Annotated in this window: 21 protein-coding genes and 3 pseudogenes; 15 read left to right on the plus strand and 9 right to left on the minus strand. The window is 37.4% G+C overall.

All coding sequences use genetic code 11. The features are described 5' to 3' along the window. The first annotated feature begins 36 nt into the window (after positions 1-36). Positions 37-753 carry an alpha/beta fold hydrolase gene (locus RT723_RS17460; protein WP_315948422.1) on the plus strand — a complete coding sequence of 239 codons (717 nt, stop codon included), beginning with the start codon at positions 37-39 and terminating at the stop codon, positions 751-753. Here RT723_RS17460 and RT723_RS17465 read toward each other — a convergent pair. Beyond that, positions 731-1444 carry a CPBP family intramembrane glutamic endopeptidase gene (locus RT723_RS17465; RefSeq protein ID WP_315948424.1) on the minus strand — a complete coding sequence of 238 codons (714 nt, stop codon included), beginning with the start codon at positions 1442-1444 and terminating at the stop codon, positions 731-733. The two genes, RT723_RS17460 and RT723_RS17465, sit on opposite strands and share 23 nt — an antisense overlap. Before the next feature lie 109 nt (positions 1445-1553). On the opposite strand from RT723_RS17465, the gene RT723_RS17470 reads away from it, so the two are divergent. The 3 genes from RT723_RS17470 (at position 1554) to RT723_RS17480 (ending at position 5031) form a co-directional block, all read left to right on the plus strand. Beyond that, positions 1554-2462 (plus strand): LysR family transcriptional regulator, encoded by a 909-nt coding sequence (locus tag RT723_RS17470; protein ID WP_315948425.1) that lies wholly within the window; start codon positions 1554-1556, stop codon positions 2460-2462. 111 nt (positions 2463-2573) lie between these two features. Then, the gene (locus tag RT723_RS17475; protein WP_315948427.1) at positions 2574-2936 is read left to right on the plus strand and encodes a glutathione S-transferase N-terminal domain-containing protein; all 363 of its coding nucleotides are present in this window, start codon (positions 2574-2576) and stop codon (positions 2934-2936) included. Between the two features lie 367 nt (positions 2937-3303). Continuing rightward, positions 3304-5031 (plus strand): putative bifunctional diguanylate cyclase/phosphodiesterase, encoded by a 1728-nt coding sequence (locus RT723_RS17480; RefSeq protein WP_315948429.1) that lies wholly within the window; start codon positions 3304-3306, stop codon positions 5029-5031. 35 nt (positions 5032-5066) lie between these two features. Here RT723_RS17480 and RT723_RS17485 read toward each other — a convergent pair whose 3' ends face one another. The 4 genes from RT723_RS17485 to RT723_RS17500 form a co-directional block, all read right to left on the minus strand. Then, positions 5067-5492 carry a DUF4426 domain-containing protein gene (locus tag RT723_RS17485; RefSeq protein WP_315948430.1) on the minus strand — a complete coding sequence of 142 codons (426 nt, stop codon included), beginning with the start codon at positions 5490-5492 and terminating at the stop codon, positions 5067-5069. A 12-nt stretch (positions 5493-5504) separates the two neighbouring features. Beyond that, positions 5505-6047 (minus strand): YggT family protein, encoded by a 543-nt coding sequence (locus RT723_RS17490; RefSeq protein ID WP_315948431.1) that lies wholly within the window; start codon positions 6045-6047, stop codon positions 5505-5507. Between the two features lie 86 nt (positions 6048-6133). Next, the gene (gene proC / locus RT723_RS17495) at positions 6134-6979 is read right to left on the minus strand and encodes a pyrroline-5-carboxylate reductase (RefSeq protein ID WP_315948433.1); all 846 of its coding nucleotides are present in this window, start codon (positions 6977-6979) and stop codon (positions 6134-6136) included. 23 nt (positions 6980-7002) lie between these two features. Then, on the minus strand, positions 7003-7722 hold the full coding sequence (locus RT723_RS17500) for a YggS family pyridoxal phosphate-dependent enzyme (RefSeq protein ID WP_315948434.1): 720 nt from the start codon (positions 7720-7722) through the stop codon (positions 7003-7005). A 32-nt stretch (positions 7723-7754) separates the two neighbouring features. On the opposite strand from RT723_RS17500, the pseudogene RT723_RS17505 reads away from it, so the two are divergent. The 5 genes and pseudogenes from RT723_RS17505 to RT723_RS17525 all read left to right on the plus strand — a co-directional run. After that, positions 7755-8792 (plus strand): annotated as a pseudogene (locus RT723_RS17505) (type IV pilus twitching motility protein PilT); the annotation flags it as partial. A 103-nt stretch (positions 8793-8895) separates the two neighbouring features. Beyond that, a complete protein-coding gene (locus RT723_RS17510) occupies positions 8896-10008 on the plus strand; it encodes a PilT/PilU family type 4a pilus ATPase (protein ID WP_428983699.1) in 1113 nt (370 codons plus the stop codon). A gap of 432 nt (positions 10009-10440) precedes the next feature. Continuing rightward, positions 10441-10595, plus strand: a pseudogene (locus RT723_RS18205) (transposase); the annotation flags it as partial. A 242-nt stretch (positions 10596-10837) separates the two neighbouring features. After that, entirely contained in the window at positions 10838-11308 is a 471-nt protein-coding gene (locus tag RT723_RS17520; protein ID WP_315948438.1) for a hypothetical protein, read from the plus strand. A gap of 249 nt (positions 11309-11557) precedes the next feature. Then, a complete protein-coding gene (locus RT723_RS17525) occupies positions 11558-12232 on the plus strand; it encodes an alpha/beta hydrolase (protein WP_315948439.1) in 675 nt (224 codons plus the stop codon). Between the two features lie 186 nt (positions 12233-12418). On the opposite strand, the gene RT723_RS17530 is transcribed toward RT723_RS17525, so the two are convergent. Continuing rightward, entirely contained in the window at positions 12419-12796 is a 378-nt protein-coding gene (locus RT723_RS17530; protein ID WP_216054697.1) for a hypothetical protein, read from the minus strand. Beyond that, the gene (locus tag RT723_RS17535; RefSeq protein WP_315948560.1) at positions 12793-13098 is read right to left on the minus strand and encodes a hypothetical protein; all 306 of its coding nucleotides are present in this window, start codon (positions 13096-13098) and stop codon (positions 12793-12795) included. Before RT723_RS17535 ends, RT723_RS17530 begins: the two co-directional genes overlap by 4 nt. Positions 13099-13452: 354 nt before the next feature. Between RT723_RS17535 and RT723_RS17540 the strand changes: the two genes are divergently transcribed. After that, the gene (locus tag RT723_RS17540) at positions 13453-13818 is read left to right on the plus strand and encodes a hypothetical protein (RefSeq protein WP_315948441.1); all 366 of its coding nucleotides are present in this window, start codon (positions 13453-13455) and stop codon (positions 13816-13818) included. Between the two features lie 85 nt (positions 13819-13903). Here RT723_RS17540 and rne read toward each other — a convergent pair whose 3' ends face one another. Further along, on the minus strand, positions 13904-16732 hold the full coding sequence (gene rne / locus RT723_RS17545) for a ribonuclease E (RefSeq protein WP_315948443.1): 2829 nt from the start codon (positions 16730-16732) through the stop codon (positions 13904-13906). Between the two features lie 544 nt (positions 16733-17276). Here rne and rluC point away from each other — a divergent pair. After that, positions 17277-18248: a 23S rRNA pseudouridine(955/2504/2580) synthase RluC gene (gene rluC / locus RT723_RS17550; protein WP_315948444.1), complete on the plus strand. Its 972-nt coding sequence runs from the start codon at positions 17277-17279 to the stop codon at positions 18246-18248. Positions 18249-18426: 178 nt separating this feature from the next. Continuing rightward, positions 18427-20223: a GGDEF domain-containing protein gene (locus RT723_RS17555; protein ID WP_216054701.1), complete on the plus strand. Its 1797-nt coding sequence runs from the start codon at positions 18427-18429 to the stop codon at positions 20221-20223. 118 nt (positions 20224-20341) lie between these two features. Here the strand turns inward: RT723_RS17555 and RT723_RS17560 are convergent, their stop codons facing one another. Then, the gene (locus RT723_RS17560; RefSeq protein ID WP_315948445.1) at positions 20342-20956 is read right to left on the minus strand and encodes a Maf family protein; all 615 of its coding nucleotides are present in this window, start codon (positions 20954-20956) and stop codon (positions 20342-20344) included. A gap of 125 nt (positions 20957-21081) precedes the next feature. On the opposite strand from RT723_RS17560, the gene yceD reads away from it, so the two are divergent. From yceD to plsX, 3 genes and pseudogenes are all read left to right on the plus strand, one after another. Continuing rightward, positions 21082-21657 (plus strand): 23S rRNA accumulation protein YceD, encoded by a 576-nt coding sequence (yceD, locus tag RT723_RS17565; protein ID WP_315948446.1) that lies wholly within the window; start codon positions 21082-21084, stop codon positions 21655-21657. Next, the gene (rpmF, locus tag RT723_RS17570; RefSeq protein ID WP_216054704.1) at positions 21638-21802 is read left to right on the plus strand and encodes a 50S ribosomal protein L32; all 165 of its coding nucleotides are present in this window, start codon (positions 21638-21640) and stop codon (positions 21800-21802) included. The genes yceD and rpmF overlap by 20 nt, the downstream gene beginning before the upstream one ends. Positions 21803-21824: 22 nt before the next feature. Next, positions 21825-22851: pseudogene (gene plsX / locus RT723_RS17575) on the plus strand (phosphate acyltransferase PlsX). The last annotated feature ends 8 nt before the right edge of the window (positions 22852-22859 follow it).

Consider the following 22859-nt stretch of genomic DNA (forward strand, 5'->3'; position numbering starts at 1 on the left):
AATCGGCTGAATGAAGCAGCCGGTTTAAGAAACGAAATGAAAACTAAGGTATATCTACTACCTGGTACTATGTGTAATAAAAGACTTTGGCACAAGCTCATTGCTTGTGCTGAAGCGAATTTTGAGTTTATTCATATTCCAATACCGGCCAATAAAGACATTAAGCAGATAGCCCAGTGGTTAAATTCATACTTAATTGAAGATAAGGTGTGCTTGTTAGGTTTTTCACTTGGAGGTTATATAGCGTCTTATTTTGCCGTTAAGTATCCGCACAGAATTAAACAGCTTCTGGTGGTCGGTAATAGTCCATGCCGTTTAAGCAATCAAGAAGTAACTCAACGTCAACAACTGCTCAATTTTGTGTCAACCAATAAGTACAAAGGTGTCAGTCATCAACGAGCATCACAATTGTTAGACTCTAATAATGACGAGTTGGAACATATAAACACCATTCAACAGATGGATGCAGAGTTAGGTGTTGATGAGTTGGTAAGTCAAATGACGTATACAACTGAAAGGGACGATCTTCTAGAGCCGTTATCCCAGTTAAAAAATAAAATAACGTTTTATTATAGTGAGCAAGACCCGTTAATTAATCTAGCTTGGTTACAACAGTTAGCAGATAGCAACACGCATTGCCGTTTGGTTGTTTCTAATGGCAACGGGCATATGTTGCCATTAGAAAAACCAGAAGCATTAGCACAGATTATGAGTCAAACATTTGGTCGTGTTAGTTTGTGCTCAGTTCGTTAGTTTTGTTATCAGAAAAAATAATAAATGCGACAGCACCACCATACATATCAATCATGATATGTAGCACGATTGGGATGATAATCGAATCCGTCACCAGATAGATAATCGCCATAACTAAACCTAGCACTGCGGTTCTAACTACATGCACCACGCCTTGATAAATATGTCCTAATCCAAATAATACACAGGAAAGAATGACGGCAGCGTAGGTAGGTAAATCTTTATCTAACATATGGATGATGTACCCTCTAAATAACAACTCCTCACAAATGCCCGCCGTGACGGCTAAACCGAATATAAAGTAGTTGGATTCTGTTTTTGTCTCGGGCAAAAACCAACGAATAAACTCATATTGTGGCTTAATCTTAGCGTGTTCATCAGGATTGTTTTGCAACGACTTTAATGACGCTAAAAAGTAACCACCTAATGAAACTAAACATAATAACCCTAAGTTATTAGTCATATTCCATTGCCATCTAAAACCTAAGTCATGCAGTGTTAATTCAGTGTTTACCACTAAAACCATCAATATGGCCAATGGAACCCATAGGTATAACATGGTTTTGCAATACACACTGACTCTCGACTCTTGTTGATTGACTACTCTTTGTTTCTCGGCTTTATGGCTGAACAAAATGTATAAGGGATACAGGATAAAATAGGACATTAAGATGTATTCTAAATATTTCATTATGATCTGCTTGTAATAGTTAAGGTGTGAACATCATAGTGTTAATACATTAATAAAAATATAGTATATAATTTTATTAATAATAAACTTAAAGTTTAAAGATGCCATTGTGTTTAAAACCGAATCGTTAATCGCTTTTGTATTGGTTGCTAAATACAAGAGTTTTACACTTGCAGCCAAAGAACAACAACAAAGTACCATGGCGATAAGTAAACAGATCTCACAATTAGAATCTCGCTTACAAGAGCCGTTATTTATTCGAACCACCCGTATCATTAAATTGACCGAATTTGGCGAAAACTTCTTATTGCGTGCTAAAGAAATATTAGCGCAACATGATGCGCTAGATATTTGGTTAGACTCCAGAAAAGGCTATTTAGAAGGCACGATAAAAGTGGTGGCGCAAGATGTACAAACTTATGAAGAAACTATCTTTCCTTGGGTTGGTGAGTTTCAGCGGTTATATCCAGATATAAAATTGGTGTTTGAAGTAAATGAATCGCCTTTGGATCTCAACCAACACCACCATGATATTTATTGGGGAATAGGTGAGTATTTAGGCATTCAGTCCCCGTCACTTAAACGTCGTTCTTTATGGCAAGCTCAGTTGGGGATTTTTGCCTCCCCTGACTACTTAAAAAATCATGGCACGCCTAAAAATATTGATGAGTTAAGAGGGCATAAAATTATTGGCCACCCACACTCTAACCCTAATAATATATTGGTTATAAAATCCAAATCAGACCCCACAGGAATGGATGTGGTTGAAGTGGACGCGCCAATATTAACCGTGAGTAACCAATCTAATTTTGCAGCGCAGGGATTGGGGTTAATTAATGCTTTGGTCGATAACCATGACATTAAAGATTACCTAGCAAATAAGCAGTTAATCCCTGTTTTAGAAGAACATTGGTTATCGTCGGCAGAGATATATATCTATTACCAACACGCTAAAATTGAACAGGTAAAAATTAGAGCCTTTATCGACTTCTTTTTATCAAAGCGACAGTTCTGGTGATCATTCACAGAATCGTCAGTTAAGTGTTTTAAACTGTTAAAACGCAGGTATAATGCAGCTTTCTTAATCAGTCTATTTTGATGATTTAATTAGTAAAAGACAGAGAGTTTAATGAAAATTATAAGAGTGATACTAGGCGCATTGATTTTATTTTTAGATTGGATAACTACACCTAAAGGTGTAAAACGAGAGCCTAAGGTTCAAACTGAAATAGACAATAAAACACAGAAATTAGCCCTGTATCAATACAAAGCGTGTCCTTTTTGTGTAAAAGTACGCCGTAGTATGAAACGTAATTCGTTAAAAATTGCTACTCATAACGCAAAACGTAATGAGCAGAGTCGAAAAGAATTACTAAACGGTGGCGGTTTGTTAAAAGTCCCTTGTTTACGAATAGAAAAAGATTCAGGTGAAGTGCAATGGATGTATGAATCATCTGACATTATCAATTATTTAGAACAAGAATATTGTTAATAGATAAAATAAGGTGGTGAAAGGAACCACCTTTTACCCATTTTATTTCAATTATTTAACTTGGTTCGTTGAGTTAGAAATTGAGAACACACCAGATACATTCAAAATAATCACTTTACATATAGAGGTTTTTATCTAGACTCTGTTTGACTTAGATTAATAAATACTAATTTAATTAAAGCTAATATTAAATATCCGATAGTAGTGCAGTTAGGAGCGTAATATTAATATTCGAAAAAATATTGCTACCAATCAATATTTCCAAACTAAACGTCTCATTCAAATCTTTTGGGCTGTTGAATTCAGTCTAATCGTTATTTTTTTACACAGGCTGATTCTTCAACAATTCCTGCAAAGCACTTTTGTTTTGATTGCAGCTGTACTACTCATTCCCGTCTATTCCTTCGTTAAAAATGAAAAAATTAACCAAGCTTCATTTATCTTACTTTCTGTACTGACCATTTTAGTTACCCAGTTTATGTGGCGACATGGCGGTTTATATGATGAAAGTGTTTTAGCTTATCCATGTATTTTGATAATGGCTGCTATGGTTGGAAATAAATCATTATTCATTTTCTTACTCGTCTTTATTTCCGCCTCGATAGGTTTAAATGGCTTAGTTAATAGCCAATCATGGTACATAAATTCTATTACCAATATCACTTTAGGTAATACATTTTTAATATTAATTACTATTTATCTGATCAGTTATATTATTTGGGTGATGGTTGAAGATTTTCGCGATTTAGTGCAGAAACTAAATATTGAAAATTCAAATGTGATTAAATCTAAACAAGAAATTGAAAACCTGTTACATCATGATTTATTAACGGGTTTACCCAATAAAATAATGGCAAAAGAGTTATTTTCTAAAGCAAGATCTAACACGGACAGCGCTAAGAATATCTATTTAATGTTTTTAGATTTAGATAATTTTAAAGTGATTAATGATGCACTTGGACATCAAGCTGGCGATGCGTTATTAATTGAGTTATCACAGCGTATGTTTCAATTGCTGCAAACTCGGGATTCAGTTTGTCGTTACATTGGTGATGAATTTGTGGTGATTGTTGAATCTACTGAGTCAGAAGAGTATGTGGCGAGTTTAGCGCAACAGATCATCGAACAAATAAGTAAGCCATTTTATTATCTGAGTAATGAATTTATATGCGGCTGTTCAATAGGTATTAGTACGACCGCTACGGATGGTGAAGATTTTGATACGTTATTAAAACATGCCGACGCGGCTATGTATTATTCCAAATCTCAAGGCGGTAATAGTTTTCATTTTTATAATAAAGAAATGAACATTCATGGCCATGAGTATATTAGTGTTGTTTCTGATCTGCGCAAGGCCATCGCTCAAGACGAATTGGTTTTAACTTACCAACCTAAAATTGATATTCAAAACAATAAAATTATTGGTGCTGAAGCGTTAATCCGCTGGCAACATCCTGAAAAAGGGCTCATTTATCCAGACGAATTTATTCCCCATGCTGAAAAGTCCGGTTTAATTATCGAAATTGGGGATTGGGTGTTAAGTGCAGCATGTAGACAATGTAAGCAGTGGCTTAACAGTGGTTATTCTGATTTTACAATGGCGGTAAACGTATCGTCAAAACAGTTCGCTAAAAAAGACTTTTATACAAAAGTAGAGAACACGTTAAGCGAATATCAGTTAAATGCTTCATCTTTAGAGTTAGAAATGACGGAGTCGCTGTTAATTGATAATAGTGATGAATTAAAATCAACGCTTAAAAACTTACATGATCTTGGTGTGCACCTTTCAATTGATGATTTTGGTACTGGTTATTCTAATTTAGGTTATTTAAAAGCGTTTGATATTGAATACTTGAAAATAGACCGATCGTTTATCAGTGATTTAGTCACCAATCCAAAAAACAAAACCTTAGTAAAGGCGATAGTTCAAATGTCTCATGGCTTGGAGATTCAAAATATAGCTGAAGGGGTTGAAAATGAACAAACCGTGCGTGTTTTACAACAATTACAATGTGAAATAGGGCAAGGATATTATTGGTCTAAGCCTATATTTGCGGAACAATTTGAAGTGTTTGCTGCGGAATTTAACAAGTAAACCAGATAGGTTTTGGCTATCTGGTTTTCTTTTATCTAATCGACATAAAACATCTGAGTGAAGTTTATGGTTTCGGTTCTTTCGCCTTGTTGAATATCAATTGTAAACTTATAGACTTCGCGGTCGTGGTAGTTTAATTGAGCGAGATAATAAGTGGCTTCGCCTTCGGTTACTTTTACAAAATCCAATTCGCTGCTTTGCCCTAATAACGTTTCAGCTTTACCAGATACGTAGACATTTTGAGCTTTATCGTCGTTACTATTATCTAACACCGAAATATTGATAATTGACAAGTACTTACTGCGTTGCAGTTGGTATTGCTTGGCAATTTCTGGCTGAATGAACGAGCTAGGGAAAGCAATATAATGAATATCCCAATTCCCTTTAGTGAGCTTTTGCTCAGCATTACTGTTAAAGGAGAACAGTATTAATATAAAAACTATGTGTTTTAATAAAGTCATATTGAGTGCCTTTTATATAAAAGAACGTAACAAGTCTTGGAACAAGATTTCGACAAACTTCAATCCAATCAAAAACACCATAATACTCAGGTCAAACCCACCCATATCCGGTAATAAACGTCTAATCGGATTTAACATTGGTTCTGTTAACTGATGTAACAATGCTTCGATTGGATTGTAACCTTGACTTATCCAGCTCAAAATTACGCGGATTAACATTACCCAGAAGATAAGGTTTAACACTTCTTTAACGATAGAGATGCTACTGGCAACTAAAATTTGTACAACTGGAAAACTTGCGCCATATAACATTTGTAATAAAGCAACTTTAGCAAAGCCAACTAACAATAATAATACAATCCCAGCCCAATCAACCCCAGCAAATCCTGGGATTATTCTTCTAAGCGGGACTAATATTGGATTGGTTGCTTTGACAACAAATTGGCTAACTGGATTATAAAAATCAGCGCGGGTCAGTTGTAACCAAACTCGTAAAATAACGACCATCATATAGAGATCAAATAGGGTGGATATTAAAAATTGAGTTGCTTGCATAACGTGTCTATTTCCAGTTCAATTTAAGTTTAAAGCTAAGTTTCAGTGTTGACGCGTTATATTCGTTAACACTGGCTTACCTATATTTAAAGTTTACTCATTTCTTTCGCTCTAGACACTGCTGCGTCTAATGCGGATGCCACAATGTCGTCTAAATTATTTTCGTTAAACGTTCTTATCGCTTCAGCGGTAGAACCACCTGGAGAGGTAACGTTCACTCTTAATTGTTCAAAGCTGTCAGGACTTTGCGCCGCCATTTCAGCAGAGCCTAGCGCAGTTTGTAATACAATGGTATTGGCCGTGTCTTGATCAAAGCCCAATTGAACAGCTTTGTCAGCCATATGCTGCATAAATAAGAAGAAGTACGCTGGGCCTGAACCTGACACAGCCGCTATGTCATCAATTTGAGACTCTTGTTCTAACCACACTGTTTTACCAACGGCATCAAACATGGTAGACGTAACCTCTTTATCCTGTTGGATAACGTCCGCTGAAAATGAACTTTCATCTGTACCACAAAATAAGCCTGAAACACCTAAGCCAACTAAAGAAGGGGTGTTTGGCATACAACGAATAATTCGAACGTTACCGATAATGTCAGTATAACGGTTAACAGTTAAACCAGCCGCAACGGTAATAATAAGCTTTTGGCTAAAATCGATACCTTGTTGCACTAAGTCGGCTAACATAGCCAACATCATTTGTGGTTTAACACCAAGAATGATCACATCAGCTTGGCTAATGGCAGACTTATTATCTAAGTCAGTTTTAATGCCAAACTTGTGATTAAGCGCTTGTTGTTTTTCAACGGTTCTGTTGGTCGCAATAATATTGTCTGGGTTAATGCCACTATTAACCATGCCACCGAGAATAGCGCCAGACATGTTGCCTGCGCCGATAAATGCGTAAGTTAACTGCTTATTATTTGTCATTTATTTCCTTTAGTTACGTTTAGTTATTTTCGCTTACCAAATATTGCTGTGCCTAATCTCACCATCGTAGACCCACATTCAATAGCAATGTTTAAGTCGCCGCTCATACCCAACGAGAGCGTATCTACACTAGAATATTGCTGCTGCAAGTGTGAATAACAAGTGAACATTAAATTAAATTCAGCCTTTAATTGTGGTCTTTGACCATCAGCATTTGGTTCATAATTGTCAGGGATAGCCATCAGCCCCCTTAAACTAACATGTTTTAACTCATTAATGGACTCTGCCAACTCATTTACCTGGTCTAAACTGACACCTGATTTCTGTGGTGAGTTTGAAATATTCACTTGGATTAACAGGTTTATCGTCTTGTTTAACGCTTTGGCGTGTTGATCGATACGTTTAATTATTTTTAACCGATCGACACTATCTATCCAATCTGCACTTTGGCTAATGATTTTGGTTTTATTACTCTGGATTGGACCAATGTAATGCCACTGTATGTCTTTAAGATGACTTAATGTTTGTTGTTTATCAAATAACTCTAGTGCGTAATTTTCACCAAAAACACGTTGTCCTGCAGCGTAAGCGGCTTCAATATCTGCAATTGGTTTTGTTTTACTCACTGCCATCAAAACAACCGAATTGGTGTTTCGATTAAATTTAGTTGCGACATTGTTAATATTGTCTTGGGCGTTTAACAATTGATTTGCTATGGTATTTATATCTTTGTTTTCCGACATAAAATTGTCTTTAACTTACCTAGGTTATATTTATGGATATTACTGAATTACTCGCTTTTAGTGTGCAACATAATGCATCAGATTTACATTTGTCAGCTGCGACACCACCCATGATCAGAGTTGATGGCGATGTTAGAAGGATCAACATACCTGAGTTAGATGCAAAACAAGTTCAGTCACTTATTTATGACATTATGAACGATAAACAAAGGAAAGAATACGAAGAAAACTTAGAAACTGACTTTTCCTTTGAAGTGCCTGATTTAGCTCGTTTCCGTGTTAATGTGTTTAATACCGAACGTGGTGCAGCTGCGGTATTCAGAACTATCCCATCAGAAGTTTTAACACTGGATCAGCTTGGCGCTCCTAATATCTTTAAAGAGATTTCAAATAAACCGAGAGGCCTAGTTTTAGTTACAGGACCAACGGGGTCGGGCAAATCAACCACGCTTGCTGCTATGATTGATTATATCAATGCCAGTCGACACGATCATATTTTGACCATTGAAGACCCAATAGAATTTGTACACAAAAACAAACAAAGCCTTATTAGCCAACGTGAAGTGCACAGAGACACGTTAAGTTTTTCTAATGCATTACGTTCGGCGTTACGTGAAGATCCAGATGTAATTTTAGTGGGTGAACTACGTGACTTAGAAACCATCCGATTAGCCATGACAGCTGCTGAGACAGGACATTTGGTATTTGGTACATTGCATACCACCTCAGCACCTAAAACCATTGACCGAATCATTGACGTATTCCCAGGCGATGAGAAGTCTATGGTGCGTTCCATGTTGTCGGAATCATTACAAGCAGTAATATCTCAAACCTTATGTAAAAAACAAGGTGGGGGTCGGGTTGCTGCACATGAAATTATGATAGGCATTCCTGCTATTCGTAACTTGATCAGAGAAGATAAAGTGGCACAAATGTACTCTTCTATCCAAACGGGTGCGAGTTACGGGATGCAAACTCTGGATCAGTGTTTAACGGAATTAAAAGGCAAGGGATTAATCTCTAACGATGAAGCTGCCAGTAAAGCCGTTGATAAAAAAGCATTTGGTGGCGGTTCCACATCCACACCATCGCCAGTGAGCACTCCACCACAAACGCCACCTTCAAGTGATTTTGGAAGTGGCTTTTAACTAATAAACAGTCAAAGGATAAATGATGAGTAACATGAGTGATATTTTTGGTCAAATGGTTGCTAAACAAGCGTCTGATTTATTTGTTACGGCAGGTTTGCCAGTGAGTGTTAAGTTAAATGGTGAACTCGTGCCTTTAGTTGGTGACAAGTTATCAGCAGATGATGCTAAACAACTGGTATTGTCTTGCATGTCAGAAAAACAAAAAGCAGAATTTGAGCTAGACCGTGAGTGTAATTTTGCGGTTGCAAATGAATCAGGACGTTTTCGTGTATCGGCTTTTTGGCAACGTGATAAAGTGGGTATGGTGGTACGACGTATTGTGACTGAAATTCCAGATCCGGATGATTTGGGTTTACCACAAACACTAAAAGACGTGATCATGACCAAACGTGGTTTAGTGTTATTTGTCGGTGGCACAGGAACCGGTAAATCAACCAGCTTAGCTGCACTGTTAGGTTATCGTAATGAAAATTCAAAAGGCCATATTTTAACGATTGAAGACCCAATTGAATTTGTCCATGAACACAGAAATTGCATTGTCACCCAAAGAGAAGTGGGATTAGATACACCGTCGTTCGACTCGGCATTAAAAACCTCATTACGCCAAGCTCCAGATATTATATTAATTGGTGAAATACGCTCACAAGAAATAATGGAATATGCATTGTCTTTTGCTGAAACTGGCCATTTGTGTGTCGCTACATTACATGCAAATAATGCTAATCAGGCCATTGATAGGATCATGCATTTAGTGCCAAAAGAACAACAAGATAAACTTAAATATGAATTAGCCCTTAACTTAAAAGCCATTGTTGCACAGCAATTAATACCAACGGTTGATGGCAATGGGCGCGTAGCAGCAATTGAGATATTGTTATCTTCTCCTATGATAGCTGAGTTGATCAAAAGAGGTGATATTTCAGGAATTAAGGAAACCATGGCTAAGTCTAGAGAGTTAGGTATGCAAACCTTTGATTTGGCATTATATGATTTATATACCGCAGGCAAGATAAGTTATGACGATGCGATACATCATGCTGATGCGCCAAATGATCTTAGATTAATGATTAAATTGGACTCTAAAGATAAAGCACCAAGTAGCTTGTTATCTGGAGTGACAGTTGATGGGTTGTAGTTTTTGGTTTTTTACTCAAACCTCGTGACTACAGCCGTTTCCCCCTCGGCGGCCATCAATAATACATCCCTGTATTGATGGCATCCCTTCATCCATGAAGTGAACTATACTTTTTTCAACAGCCAAAAAGGGGGCGATTAATTTATCCCTTTAAAAGATAAAAGCCTGTTTCACCTGCGGCGACCATACCTTTTTCAACAGCCAAAAAGGTAGGCCAAAAGGCCGCTTCCAACAAAATCTATACTTCATTAAATAGTTATTGTTTACAAAACGGGCTTAACTTTCGTCTATGAACACCATCCCTTATTCGACTTCCTGTCTCATATTTTGGAAAACTTATTTTATTTCGGGAATATTTAGATGGAGACTTAAAAGCAAAAGCAAAAGCAAAAGCAAAAGCATTTTAGGTGTCAGTTTCTCATATAATCAGGAAAACGACTTGGTGCCATTGAACCTGTTTTTGGCAACATCACCTCCAATAAAGGCATGAACAAATTCACGCTATGTGGTCAATACAAAGTAAATACCCAATGGCAAATGTATTGCTTGTTCACAACATTGAAAAGTTAAGAAATAGTTTACATTAGGCCAAGAGTTAAGCCTTTATACCCACATCAAGCTTCACTTCATTAACTAGCACTATAAATCCACACCAAACGCAATTTAACAAAAACTATTATTGAAAATAAAATCAGTTATTGAATCTTAGAACGATGTGAAATATTGTGGTTTTTATTTAAAAAAATTGGCTGGGAATGAGAAATTCTACAGCCTCGTTAGGCTTAAAAACTAATTACTAGTGATAACTTGAAATTTAGAAGGAATTAAAATGAGCTTTATTCAAGAAGTTAATAATGCAAGAAGTGAAGGCTTTAAAAAGTCAGTAAAAGAGAAGTTTGTTGTTAGACAAAAAGAGTTACAAGAAGAGCAAGTTGAGTTTCATAGCATAATTAATGAAATAATTAATAAAATTGATGAAATTAAATCAGATATTTTAAATGCCGCTGAAAAAGGTGCTCACTCATATATCATACTGGACAATTTTAATTGGGTTAAATCACCTTACTTTCGAGGCTCTGTTGATTTTGATGGTACAGCACTTAACACCCCAGAACTTCTATCAGGAGATCCTGCATTATTAGGGTTTAACTCAGAATGGCACAAAACATATCGTCAGTTTGTGCGAGAAACAATTACAGATAAACTTTTCTTAAATCTCTGGGAGCAATTAGAGTCATTAGGTCTTGAGCCTTTTGTAAAAAATAATGGCTTCAAAAATCAATTCGGTGTCAAATTTTAAGCCTAACAAGAGACTATTAAAACTAAAAGAGACACCCACTTCAATTTGTCAGTTTTTGAAGTGCTAGATTCAAAGTCAGTTAGTTTCATTTAAAGTGGGTGGCTTAGTTGGCTGGCATTATGAAACTTGTAATTGGTATAAACTTCTATTTAGCCTTTCTTTAGTAACAACTAATTGTCAGTCGTTTTGCTACGAGCAGCAAGCATTGCTATTATGTTGCACTTCATTAAAAATTAAGTATTGAATTTTATGCCAACAACGTTACTTGAACGAATTACTATTGAACCAAAATCTCCAGCTAATTCCTGTGTAATATGGTTACATGGACTAGGAGACTCAGGCGCTGGGTTTGCTCCTATAGTGCCTGTATTAGCTTTACCGGAAAATCATGGGATTCGTTTTGTTTTCCCTAACGCCCCAGAGCAAGCGGTTACGATTAATCAAGGTTATGTAATGCGTTCTTGGTATGACATTAAAAGTATGGATTTACATAATCGTGCTGATATAGAAGGTGTGTTAGCGTCTGAGAAACTGGTTAAAAGCTTAATTCAAGAGCAAATTGACTCAGGTATACCTGCAGAAAAGATTATTTTAGCTGGCTTTAGTCAAGGTGGGGTTTTGAGTTTATTTACTGCTTTACGTTTTGAGCATAGCTTGGCAGGTATTTTAGCACTGTCGTGTTATTTACCGACTGCGGATAAACTACCAGAGCAATGTCATAGTGCTAACGCTGATACTCCTATTTTACAAAATCATGGGGAGCGTGACGGTGTTGTTCCTATAAGTGCAGGTAAAATTGCAAACGGTTTACTTAATGCTGCTAAATATAATGTGACTTGGAAAAGCTACCCAATGGAACATTCTGTATTACCAGAGCAACTCGCGGATATTTCAGTGTGGTTACAAGCTAGGTTGCTTGCTTAAGATTTGTATAAACGGACAGCAATATTTGTTTATTTAAAATGAATATAATGTTTGACTGAAATCTTATCTGCTCCAATCATTCCCTAAAGCCCTAAAGCCCTAAAGCCCTAAAGCCCTAAAGCCCTAAAGCCCTAAAGCCCTAAAGCCCTAAAGCCCTAAAGCCTTAAAGCCTTAAAGCCTTAAAGCCTATGCCTTTTTACTTCTTGGTGCACCTAGTAAAATAAATATGTGGCAAATACAGACAGATAAAAATGCGCTCATACCAAGTGCGCCGCCGTAACCATCAAATACTGGAACAAGGTATTCAAATAGGATTGAGAAAATAATGGATGCGCTGCTTATGGTATAAACACCAAAGCGGTGCGGGGCGCTCATGCCAATAAACGTTCCGCCAAAAAACACGATTGCGTATAGGTCAGGGGTCATGTCTACGGCATATAATATTAAATACGCCACTATGGATAGCAAAGCGGAGGCACTGATACCGTCAAAACGATGGTGTCTTGCTAGATAAAATGTTGAAAACGCGCCCAGTAGCGCGAGGATTGGGTATTCAATACTCAAAGTATAATACCTCTGGCAATAACAAAAAGGGTTACGCTGGCAAAAGCGACACCACCCAACTTACCACCAAAGCCATCAAACATATCCATGGTCAGTACATATAAACTGGCACCAATACACGAAATTATAGCGATTTCCCAGTAACTAGTAATAAGGCTTGCGGAGCACATCCCGGCAAAACTCCCAGCATAAATAGCAGCGTATGGATGGTTGTTATATTCTTGAGGGAAGGGGATAACTTTACCAATCAAACCTGTTAACGCGGCAGATATGACTAACGGCAGTGCCAAGGTTGTGTGCATTGCAAAGCAGGCGATAAATCCCAAAAAGAAAGTAATGAATTTTAAAAGTAAAAATTTAATCATAGAGTATCTATTCTAAACTATTCTTTTTTTGCTTTCTAATAGTCAATGCGTAGGTTGTCATTTAAAGTAGGATACTCTGTAATTTGGTATGTTGTTCAACATGTCGATATTTCAATTAATGTGATACACATTTTTTATATGCCAATCAAAGTCACAAACTATTTTAATGTGATGATTATTTCCAGTGTTTATTTGGCTTGGTAGAAAATTATATAAATAGTTTTATGATCCTGTTTACTATCAGTTATAGTCAAACAGTTAATCAGTGTTACCAACAAGGAGAAGGTTTTTATGGTTAAATCAACCATGTTAGTTTTATTATCAAGTTTATTTATCGCTGGGTGCAGCTCAACTAATTGGGTAAAAGTAGATAACTCTGACTTTAGCTCAGCGGAGTTGGAAAGCGCATTAAAAGCGTGTAACTATCGTGAAGCAATGAAAAAAAGCAATAAGGCAATGTTAGGCACTAGCCAACAAGTGAGATCGAGTAGTAATGTTAGCCACCATGAGCTTGATCAAATCACTGAGCAGGAAGTTAACAAAGCGAAAGATGATGCTATGCAAAAAGCCAACAGTGATGTGATGCATAAAAATATGAACTTGGCGAAAGACGCGTATAAATGTGTTGAGAACAAAGGGTTTATTATTAAATCTTGATAAAAATTAAATATAAAAAAACCGCTCATTGAGCGGTTTTTTTGTTTGTAGACTATGAATGAACATAGCCTACATAACAACACACTTATAGTGTTTTAGTTGTACCAGAGGTTGCACTGCTTGTAGCAGATGCAGAACCACCTGTTCTAGCCGATATAACAACAGCTGTTCTATCAGCGTCAGCCATCGCTGTAGGAACCCCTACAGATACCATTTCAACAGGAGCCGGTTTAGTCATAGGAGCACTTGAAAAGCCAACATGTTTAGCAGAACTCGTTTTTTCTTTAACGATTTCTTTTTTCGCTGGTGTTTCTTTTGCAACTTTAGCTTTGGCTTTTGCAGCCGGCTTCTTCTCTTTAGCAGGAGTGGCCTTAGCAGGTTTAGCTTCTTCAACGTCTGCCGTTTCAGCTACGACGTCATCTTTAGCTGTTTCTACTGGCGTTTCTGTTGCTACTTTTTCAACAACTGCTTCAGTTTCAACTTTTTGTTCTACGGTATTGTTCTCGGCCTTAGCTTCAACAACTTCAACCGGAGCGGTAGTTGTTTCTTTTTCTACCTGGTCATTATTGTCTTGAGGTTTAGCTTCAACTTCAACTTTAGCCGCTGACTTAACACCGCTAGCTGTGTTTACAATCGCTTTACGTTTTTGTTGCACCGATTCGCCAGATTTATTACGAATAGTACGTTTAGACTTAATTACTTTTTTCTCAGTAACCTCGGCTTTAACTTCTGCAACAGGCTGGGTAACTTCAGCTTTTGTTTCAGCAACTGGTTTATTAACGTCTATGTTTACGTCAACAACTGGACTTTCCGATTTTTTAGCAACAACTTGTTCATTAACCGCTTCTACCTTTTGTGAGGCATTTTCTGATTTTTGAACACGTACACGTTTACGATTACTACGACGTTGTCTACGTTCAGCTACATGCTCTTCTTTTTTTGCCGGAGAGGCATTGTCAGCATTTGCATGGGCTGGCTTTTTACGGTTGTCATTACGATTTTCATCGCGGTTATCGTTATTACGACGTGTGTCTTTTTGATTACCACGTTTAGTATCTTTTTGATCCGTACGTGTGTTATCACGTTTTTCGTTACGTTCATTTGGCTTTTTATCACCAGTACGAGCATTACGAGCACGACCTTTTTGCGGGCCACGACGGTTTTCGTTTTTACCTTTGTAATTTTTATTACGAGCAGGTTCAACTTTTTTCGGTTTTTCTTCTTTCGCAAATAATGAACTAATCCATTTAACGGCTTTCTCAAGCAACGTTGGTTGTTTAGGTTCATCAGCAACAATGGCTTTTGGTGCAGGCGCTTTAGGAGATGCAAAACCTTTTAGTACAGGCTCTTCAATATCTTTTTTGACCGTTGAAACAACATTTGATGTTACTTCTTTTTCTTCAGGGCGTGTAACTAGTTTAAAGCTAGAGTCGGCAATATCTTCATCGATACGTACACGTACAACATCATAATGAGGTGTATCCAAATGAATATTTGGAATAACCATGATGTTAACTTTATTGTTGTTTTCAATGTGACGAATAGAATCACGTTTTTCATTCAACAAGTACGAAGACACTGGCACTGGTACTTGTGCTTGAATTTGAGCTGTATTGTCTTTAATCGCTTCTTCTTCAATTAGACGAAGGATAGATAACGCTAACGACTCATTACTTCTTACTGTACCTTGGCCATCACAACGAGGACAAGTATGTTGACTTGCATCACCTAGTGAAGGACGTAGACGTTGACGAGACATTTCAAGCAGACCAAAGCGGCTGATTTTGCCAATTTGTACTCGAGCTCTGTCTTGTTTGATACTGTCTTTTAAGCGGTTCTCAACATCACGTTGGTGTTTTGGCGGTGTCATATCGATAAAGTCGATAACTAATAAACCACCTAAGTCACGTAAACGTAATTGACGTGCAATTTCTTCAGCAGCTTCTAAGTTTGTATTTAAAGCTGTCTCTTCAATGTCGCCACCTTTGGTTGCTTTTGAAGAGTTAATGTCAATTGATACCAATGCTTCTGTTGGGTCAATTACAATTGAACCACCTGATGGCAATCTCACTTCACGTTGGAAAGCAGATTCAATTTGACTTTCAATTTGGTAATGAGTGAATAGTGGCACTTCACCTTGATACATTTTTACACGTTCAATGAAATCCGGTCTGAATAATTCAATGTGACCACGAGCTTCGTTATAAACGTTTTGGTTATCAATTAAGATTTCACCAACATCACGTTTTAAGTAGTCGCGGATAGCTCGGAAAACAACATTACTTTCTTGGTGAATTAAGAAAGGTGCAGGCATAGTTTCTGATGCTTGCTGAATAGCTTCCCAATGTAATAGTAGGGCGCCTAAGTCATACTCTAATTCTTCATAAGATTTACCAACACCAGCGGTACGAACAATTAAGCCCATGCCTTTTGGTAATTCTAATTTATTTAAAGCCGATTTTAGCTGCGTTCTTTCATCACCTTCAATACGACGAGAAATACCACCGGCACGAGGATTATTTGGCATTAATACCAAGTAACTGCCTGCAACGCTGATAAATGTGGTTAAGGCTGCGCCTTTTTGACCACGTTCTTCTTTGTCAATTTGAACGATTACTTCTTGTCCTTCCTTTATCACTTCTTTGATATTTGGACGGCCAGAAAATTTGTAATCTGATGGGAAATAGTTACGCGCTATTTCTTTGAGAGGTAGGAATCCATGACGGTCTGCACCGTAATTGACGAAAGCCGCTTCTAAACTTGGCTCTACTCTTGTAATTATTCCTTTGTAGATGTTGGCCTTTTTTTGTTCATGACCTGGACTTTCTATGTCCAAATCATATAACTTTTGACCATCAACCAATGCAACACGCATCTCTTCTTGTTGCGTGGCATTAATTAACATGCGTTTCATTATATGTAACTCTTCTTTTATCAAAGGCCACAATTCGCACGTTTATAGCTGCACTTTCTAAACACCTCGGCGCGGTATAGTTTCCCAACTAGTTGCTTGCTGTATTTCAATCATCTCGACTGTAATCAAGGATACTGGATTCTAATTTTCAGAATTCTTCGGTGCCTTTAGCATATAAACGCTATTGGAATTCGTGGCACTGGTTAAGTTAACGCCTCTTATATTTCGACTGGTCTGAACGGTTAAAATAGAGGGTAATATGATACTCGCATTACCTTACTTAGATGGCGTGGAGGTCTGAAGTCTTTTTGTCTAGCTAGTACTATTCTTATATATGTACATAGCTTTATCTATTAACTCTGATATGATCGTGTCTTCAAACCCTGCTCCGTTACATGACTCTTATGTTCATTACCTGAGGCAGTTCAATCAGTTGCTTTATATTATAAAGCGCCGTTATTATCAGTCGCAAACGCAGATATAGCAACTGAATTAATAGTTTATTTAAATAAATGTTCAATTAAACACTAGTGAAAGCCAAAAAATGCCTGAAAATGAAATAAATTATCCAAAAGTGCAACAAGTCGAAATAGATGAAACATATGTTGGTCAGCGAATTGATAATTTTTTAATCACCAAATTAAAAGGTGTGCCTAAAAGTGTAATCTATCGAATTCTGCGCAAAGGTGAAGTTCGTGTTAATAAAGGCAGAATTAAACAAACTTATAAATTACAGATGAATGACATCGTCAGAATTCCACCTGTGAGAGTGAGTCAGGATACACAACCTGCCATTTCAGATAAGTTACAAGCGGTACAAGATCTTGAAAAAGCCATTATTTACGAAGACAAAACCTTAATAGTGTTAAACAAACCATCTGGGATCGCCGTGCATGGTGGTAGTGGTTTAAAGTTTGGAGTGATTGAAGCGTTAAGAGCGTTGCGTCCACGTGAGAAAATGTTGGAGTTAGTTCACCGACTGGATAGAGATACCTCTGGCATACTGCTAATAGCCAAACGTCGTTCTGTTTTAGTGTCATTACACGAGCAGTTACGTATTAAAACTATGAACAAAGTGTATTGGGCATTAGTAAAAGGGCAGTGGAGTGCAAGTCAACGTTCTGTGCAAGAGCCATTACTGAAAATTAATACTAAATCTGGTGAGCGACTGGTGGTGGTTAATCGTGAAGAGGGCAAAAAGTCTTGTACTTTATTTGATGTAATAGAAGAGTTTGATGGCGCGACGTTAATTGAAGCAAGACCACAAACTGGCCGAACACATCAGATACGTGTGCATACCGCGTGTAAAGAACATCCTATTGCTTGTGATGATAAATATGGTGACCGAGAATTTGATAAATTAGCAAAAAAAGCAGGTATTAATCGCTTATTTTTGCACGCTAAAGAAATCTCATTTTATCATCCCGTTTCGGAAACGACTGTGCACTTTGAAGCGCCACTTGATCCTGTGTTAGAACAAGGGTTAAAAAAACTACCTAAATTAACGACAGAGTAAGCAATATTAGGTGTAATGGCTTTGTAAAGCCGTTACGCCGCATACTGATGAAAGTACATGACCTCAACACTTTGTAAAAAACACTGTCAAATTCCTGCAACCTATTAGTAACAAAACTGACACAATCTAATGCTACATTGCAGATAAATGTCCTTTTATCTTTATAACGTAGGTTAATGTGTCGTATACAACCTCTTTGCTAGAAGAAATAACTCGATTAATATTAGATCGCAGTTTAACTATCGTATTTCAGCCTATATTTGATGTGAGCCAAGAAGCTATATTAGGTTATGAAGCATTAACTCGCCTACCAGCAGATTCAAGTATTAAAAGCCCCGATCACCTTTTTAGTACAGCAAACCAAGTGGGAATGTTGTCTGAATTAGAGTTACATTGTCGTCAACAAGCCATTAACCGTTTTGCTCAGCTTAAGTTAACGGGGTTGTTGTTTTTAAATGTGAGTCCTTGCACTTTATCGCAAGCCGATCACCCAAAAGGCGAAACATTAAACTTACTCAAATGTGCAGGTATTTCGCCAGATAGAGTAGTGATTGAAATCACCGAACAATTTGAAGCAAACGATAATCAAATCCTGAAACAAAGTTTGGAACATTACCGAGAGCTAGGTTTTAAAATTGCGATAGATGATTTAGGCACAGGGCATTCTGGTTTGAAACAGTGGTCAGAACTAAGACCGGATATAGTTAAAATCGACCGTTATTTTATCAGTGGTTGTCACAAAAACATTGTTAAACGTGAACTACTAAGAACTATCTTTGAATTGGGAACCGCAACTGGCGTTTCAATTATTGCTGAGGGTATTGAGCATAATGAAGAGTTTTTATTATTAGAAAAAATGGGTATGCAGTTTGCTCAAGGGTTTTTACTTTCCAGACCGGCAGAATTCCCAGACACCAAATTACCTGACAGTCTCAGTTTGAGACAGATAGGCCCAAATACACTGTCTAATGATCATAATGTGTTTGAGTTAGAAAAATTACTTACCTATAGTCAACCCGTTTCAATCAACGAGATGTGTTCCGAGGTATATCAACTATTTAAAAAGTCACCCAAAATGCAGTCAATTGCGGTGATTGATAAAGATGAAAAGCCGATAGGAGTTATATACCGAGATACATTAGCTGAGATGTTTTCATCAGACTATGGTCACGCTCTGTACGACAAAAAACCAATTACCAATTTAATGGAAAATGTCCCTTTTACTGCGGACATATCGGCTTCTATCGATGATGTGAGCAGTTTGGTGACAGACAACACCCATTTTGACTTAAGGCCTGAGTTTATCGTTGTTGATAAAGGCAAGTATGTTGGCGTTGCTAGTATTCGTTCTTTGTTAAAAATAATGACAGAACAAAAAATTCAGCATGCCCAACATGCCAACCCATTAACTATGTTACCGGGCAACATTATTATTGAGCAAAAAATAATGCATTTATTAGCCAATAAGAAAAACTTCTCAATGGCCTATTTTGATCTCAACCACTTTAAACCCTTTAACGATTTATACGGTTATGCCGAAGGTGATGTGGTCATTCGTTTAGTAGCAGATGTATTGTCCAAGGTGTGTAGTGATGCATTTGTAGGCCATGTGGGCGGCGATGATTTTGTGGTGTTGTTCCAGCATTCAGAACCAGAATTTGCGTGCACTAAAGTGTTAGAGATATTTGGCCAACGTATTACCAGTATTTTTAAGCCGGAACATTTAAAACAAGGCGGTTATTACGCGGTTAGCCGCAAAGGCAATAAAGAGTGGTTTTCACTCATGTCTTTATCTTGTGGCATTATTCATCCAAACGTGAGTATTGTACGATCTCATTTAGATGTGGCTAATTTAGCTTCTGAAGCGAAAAAAATGGCAAAGAAAATGGTGGATGGCGAAATATACATTCAACCTAAATTTAATATGGATTTTACCAACGAGTTTGTTGAAAGGTCATTGGTGACCGAATCCTAATATATTTACCTATATAATGTAGCTGATATTGGAAACAGGTTAATGTGTCAATATCAGCTGCATTTGTTATTAGTTATATAAAGTATACTGAGGGCAATTAATTATTTAGCTTTGTGAATTAGCTTTGTGCTTTTGTCACTTGCTGTTGTAAAACAGAAAAGCCAAACTTTTCAAACAGTCCAACCAGTTTTATCAATGGCAATCCAACTAAAGTGTTTGGATCATCTCCAACCAACTTTTCAAATAAACAGATACCTAACGCTTCGCTTTTAAAGCTACCTGCGCACTTGTACGGCTTTTCAGCTAATAAGTAAGCTTCGATGCTGTCCAAGGTTAGTTGTTTAAAGTAAACCTCAAATGGCTCGACTAAAGCGTGTGTTTCACCGGTTTCACTATTAATAACCGCTAAACCGGTTAAAAAGGTGACTTTATTACCAGAAAAAGACGAAAGTTGCTTAATTGCATTCTCATGCGTATGTGGTTTGCCTAGTATAGTGTCGTTAAATAAAGCAACTTGATCTGAGCCTATAACTAACGCATTATTGTGTTTGTTTGCAACCGCTTGTGCTTTTGCTACGGCCAAACGTTCAACTAACTGATGTGCAGTTTCATTAGGCAAGGGTGTTTCGTCAACTTCAGGTTTGTCTGTTTGGAAATCTAAATTTAGTTTTTCTAAGATTTGTTTTCTAAATGGAGAGGTGGAACCGAGAATGATAGTAGGGTTTTTAGTCATGAGTCGCTCAAAAAAATAGCAAAATGGTTAATAAATAAATAAAGTCGACTAAGTTTAGCTTTTTTTACATATTCATACTATTTTCTTTTGACTATGTTGCTCAGTAACTATAATATGCGCGCCCTATGCAAAAGTTGAAAATTCCAATCTCGATCAACCCAGCGAATGCTGCGTTAAAACGAATGACCATTGACGGTATTATCGTTAAAGGTGATCTGTCGCGTTTAGCTGAAGTGGCTGATGTGTTAGATGAATATCTGGACGTTACTTTTGAATGTGGTATTGATCCACAGAATTTAGTATTTGTTCAAGGCTCTACGTCAGTCAATCTTGAATTGAGCTGTCAGCGTTGCGGTGGTGGTATAAAAACAAATGTTTCGGCAGAATTTTTATATACTCCTGTACGTCGAGCTGCGAAAGAGAGCGAAGAGCCGATACCGGATGCATATGAAGAAATCGAATTAAATGAAGAGGGTGAAATTAACCTGATTCAATTAGTCGAAGACGAATTAATGCTGGCGTTGCCAATTGTAGCAATGCATGAACCAGAAGACTGTTCTATTACTGAAGAGGACATGACTTTTGGGGAGTTAGCGCCAGAAGCAATGGATGAAGAAAAATCTAATCCATTTGATATATTGAAAAAAATTAAAGAAATAATTAAAGAACTAGGAGACGGCAATGGCAGTTCAAAAAAGTAAGAAATCCCGTGCTAGACGTGGCATGCGTCGCTCACATGATGCATTAACTACAGAGCATTTATCTGTAGATCAAACGACTGGTGAAACTCACCGTCGTCATCATATGACAGCAGACGGCTACTACAAAGGTCGTAAAATAATATAAAGTAAGTTAAGGCTGCTTTATTATGCGTGATATCAGAATCGCGCTAGATATGATGGGGGGCGATTATGGCCCCCGATCTACTATTCCTGCAGCGATCAGAGCTGTAGATAAATATCCCAATTTACACCTGTTCCTTTGTGGTCACTCACAGAGTATTCACACCTTTCTGAATAAACATAATGCACTTGCACATCCAAGATTAACCATTGTCCATGCTGAACAAGTGGTCAATCAAGATGAACGTCCTGATCTTGCATTACGTCGTAAACCTCACTCATCCATGCGTAAAGCCCTTGAACTTGTTGAACAAGAACAAGCAGATGCTTGTGTTTCCTCTGGAAATACTGGTGCTTTATTAGCAATAGCTCGTTATGTTTTAAAAACATTACCAGGTATAAAAAGACCCGCATTAATCAGCGCACTCCCTACCTATGAAAACGAAAAAGTATTTTTGTTAGATTTAGGTGCCAATATTCATCAATGCTCCGACACCTTATTTCAATTTGCCGTTATGGGATCTGTAATGGCTACCGAAGTTGAACAAATTGAGTCACCTCGTGTTGCTTTGTTAAATGTTGGATCTGAAGATATAAAAGGCAGTGCACACTTAAAAGAAGCAGCACTAAAACTAACCAACTGCAAAGAAATTAATTATGTAGGTTTTGCAGAAGGGAATGAAATATTCTCTGGCAAAGCAGACGTCATCGTTTGTGATGGATTTGTTGGCAATGTGGCTTTAAAGACCATCGAAGGGGTAGCTAAGCTTATTCTGTCGAAAATTAAAGCACTTAGTGAAAGGTCTTTTAAGTAAAATCCTAGCAGGAATACTGCTTCCAGGGATAAAAAAGCTATTTTCTAAAATGAACCCCGACCAGTATAACGGTGCGAGTCTGGTAGGATTGCGCGGAATTGTGGTCAAAAGCCATGGAAACGCCTCTTCCCAAGCATTTTTTAGTGCTATAAAAGAGGCGGTTAAAGAGGCACAACGTCAAGTTCCCCACAAGATAAAAGATAAGGTGGAACAAGTTCTCAGTGATGAGAAAAAATAAGAATAGTC

It is taken from the genome of Psychrosphaera aquimarina (assembly GCF_032461525.1).
In the GTDB taxonomy this organism is placed as follows: domain Bacteria; phylum Pseudomonadota; class Gammaproteobacteria; order Enterobacterales; family Alteromonadaceae; genus Psychrosphaera; species Psychrosphaera aquimarina.

Excerpts from the sequence above, each read along its gene's own strand:
- RT723_RS17460 (WP_315948422.1), top strand. The coding sequence starts at position 37 with ATGAAAACTAAGGTATATCTACTACCTGGTACTATGTGTAATAAAAGA.
- RT723_RS17465 (WP_315948424.1), bottom strand. The coding sequence starts at position 1,444 with ATGAAATATTTAGAATACATCTTAATGTCCTATTTTATCCTGTATCCC.
- RT723_RS17475 (WP_315948427.1), top strand. The coding sequence starts at position 2,574 with ATGAAAATTATAAGAGTGATACTAGGCGCATTGATTTTATTTTTAGAT.
- RT723_RS17485 (WP_315948430.1), bottom strand. The coding sequence starts at position 5,492 with ATGACTTTATTAAAACACATAGTTTTTATATTAATACTGTTCTCCTTT.
- RT723_RS17490 (WP_315948431.1), bottom strand. The coding sequence starts at position 6,047 with ATGCAAGCAACTCAATTTTTAATATCCACCCTATTTGATCTCTATATG.
- proC (WP_315948433.1), bottom strand. The coding sequence starts at position 6,979 with ATGACAAATAATAAGCAGTTAACTTACGCATTTATCGGCGCAGGCAAC.
- RT723_RS17500 (WP_315948434.1), bottom strand. The coding sequence starts at position 7,722 with ATGTCGGAAAACAAAGATATAAATACCATAGCAAATCAATTGTTAAAC.
- RT723_RS17510 (WP_428983699.1), top strand. The coding sequence starts at position 8,896 with ATGAGTAACATGAGTGATATTTTTGGTCAAATGGTTGCTAAACAAGCG.
- RT723_RS17520 (WP_315948438.1), top strand. The coding sequence starts at position 10,838 with ATGAGCTTTATTCAAGAAGTTAATAATGCAAGAAGTGAAGGCTTTAAA.
- RT723_RS17525 (WP_315948439.1), top strand. The coding sequence starts at position 11,558 with ATGCCAACAACGTTACTTGAACGAATTACTATTGAACCAAAATCTCCA.
- RT723_RS17535 (WP_315948560.1), bottom strand. The coding sequence starts at position 13,098 with ATGCACACAACCTTGGCACTGCCGTTAGTCATATCTGCCGCGTTAACA.
- RT723_RS17540 (WP_315948441.1), top strand. The coding sequence starts at position 13,453 with ATGGTTAAATCAACCATGTTAGTTTTATTATCAAGTTTATTTATCGCT.
- rne (WP_315948443.1), bottom strand. The coding sequence starts at position 16,732 with ATGAAACGCATGTTAATTAATGCCACGCAACAAGAAGAGATGCGTGTT.
- rluC (WP_315948444.1), top strand. The coding sequence starts at position 17,277 with ATGCCTGAAAATGAAATAAATTATCCAAAAGTGCAACAAGTCGAAATA.
- RT723_RS17560 (WP_315948445.1), bottom strand. The coding sequence starts at position 20,956 with ATGACTAAAAACCCTACTATCATTCTCGGTTCCACCTCTCCATTTAGA.
- yceD (WP_315948446.1), top strand. The coding sequence starts at position 21,082 with ATGCAAAAGTTGAAAATTCCAATCTCGATCAACCCAGCGAATGCTGCG.
- rpmF (WP_216054704.1), top strand. The coding sequence starts at position 21,638 with ATGGCAGTTCAAAAAAGTAAGAAATCCCGTGCTAGACGTGGCATGCGT.